At 27.1% G+C, this 2,043-nt stretch carries 2 protein-coding genes; both read left to right on the plus strand.

Annotation, left to right across the window (positions count from 1 at the left end; translation table 11 throughout):
* Positions 1-87 precede the first annotated feature (87 nt).
* Positions 88-933: a diadenylate cyclase CdaA gene (cdaA, locus tag NSA58_RS19535; RefSeq protein ID WP_039681422.1), complete on the plus strand. Its 846-nt coding sequence runs from the start codon at positions 88-90 to the stop codon at positions 931-933.
* Positions 930-2,043: CdaR family protein (locus tag NSA58_RS19540; RefSeq protein WP_257560882.1), on the plus strand; the 1,114-nt coding region annotated here is incomplete at its 3' end. The genes cdaA and NSA58_RS19540, both read left to right, overlap by 4 nt.

Here is a 2,043-nt window from a genome sequence, read left to right on the forward strand (position 1 = left end):
AAAGAAGATAGTTTGTATATAGTTGTATTATTATAGTATAATACATAGTGTAAAAGGTTAAGAAACTATTGAACAGGAGGATAAAATATGTCCGATATAAATTCTTTTTTAAATGGTTTTATTGATATAATATTAAGAATGAGTATATATGATATTGTAGATATATTAATTGTAGCTTACATATTCTATAAAATTTTTATGTTTATAAAAGATACGAGAGCGGAACAAGTTTTTAAAGGAATAGTAGTTTTACTATTAGCTACTCAGCTAAGCTCTGTATTTAAATTACATACACTTTACTGGATACTAGTAAATGCACTTAATGTTGGTGTTATAGCTGTTTGTATAATATTCCAACCTGAACTTAGAGCAGGCTTTGAACATTTAGGAAGAGCAAATTTCAATTTACTTGGGAAGAGTGGAGAAAATGCTGAAAGCAAAAAATTAGATAAAACAATAGATGAAATTGTAGAAACATTATATTCTTTATCAAGACAAAAAATAGGAGCTCTTATTATATTAGAAAGAGAAACAAAAATATCAGATATAATAGGGACTGGAACTATAATTGATGGTGATGTTTCAAGACAATTATTAATAAATATATTTATTCCAAATACACCTCTACATGATGGTGCAGTGGTAATTAGAGATAACAAAGTAAAAGCAGCAGCGTGTTTCTTACCTTTAAGCCAAAGTAAAGATTTGACAAAGGACTTAGGAACTAGGCATAGGGCTGGTGTAGGAATAAGTGAAGTTTCTGATTGTATTACTTTAATAGTATCTGAAGAAACAGGAGAAGTTTCTATAGCTAAGTCAGGAAAATTATATAGGGATATTGCAAAAGAAAGAATGGCAAATATTTTAAAGAAAAATTTAAATAAAACAACAACAGAAGATAAAAGTTTCTTTAAAGGTGGGATATTTAAATGAAAAATAATTTAAAAAGAAATACCAGGATAAAACTAATATCTCTACTTAGTGCTATGGTATTGTGGATGTATGTCATGGCGATAGTGGATCCCGAAGATACAAAACTTTTTGAAAATATACCTGTTACTGTAACAAATACAGAAGAGCTACAAGATGATGACTTAGTGGTATATCCAGAATCAGAATTAGTGGCTGATATTTATATAACAGGGAAACTATCTGATTTACAAAAATTAAGCGAAGATGATATACATATATATGGATCTATAAACAATCCAATAGAAGGAAAAAATTATCTTTATTTAAAAGTTAATACAACAAAACAAGTATCATATGAATTTAAATCAGATTTTATAGTTGTTAAATTAGAAAAGCTTATGCATCAAGAAAGAAATATTAGTCCCGAAATAATTGGAGATTATAAGGATGATGTGGACACTGTAACATTGCAACAAAGTTCAGTAAATATATCAGGACCAAGGGTTTTAATAGAACAAGTAGACTACATAAAGGCTACTGTACATGTAGATAGTAAGGATAAGGATAAATTAACTCAAAGGGTAAAATTAATACCTGTAGATATAGAAGGAAAAGAAGTTAATGGAGTTAATTTAGATGTGAAAACTATGAATGCTGAGGTTACTTTTTTAGCAGAAAAGCAAGTTCCTATAAATATACAGTTAAAAGATGAAAATGCAGATATAAAGGCATATGAAGTGACACCACAAGTAATAACTATAAAAGGTAAAAATGAAGTATTAGATAAAATTAATTATATTAATACTCAAAAAATAGACTCAACTTCTATAGGTGTATCTAAAAAAGTAAATTTAATTATTCCAGAAGGTGTAACTACAGATGAAACCACTTCAGTAGTTAAACCAAAGGATAAGGAAAGTTTAATTCAAAGATTAGTATATAGTAATTCTGATATAGAACTTAGAAATAATACACAGGAAATAAAGATATCTGACTTGAATATACCTGATAGTATAAATGTAGAGGTTCAATTGGATGATACTAATATAAAATTATCTAAATCAGATATAAATTTATATATAGATTTAGATAATGGATATGATGAAACAAAAGAATATATAATTAAGTATG

The sequence above is a fragment of the Terrisporobacter muris genome (assembly GCF_024621905.1).
GTDB classification, from domain to species: domain Bacteria; phylum Bacillota; class Clostridia; order Peptostreptococcales; family Peptostreptococcaceae; genus Terrisporobacter; species Terrisporobacter muris.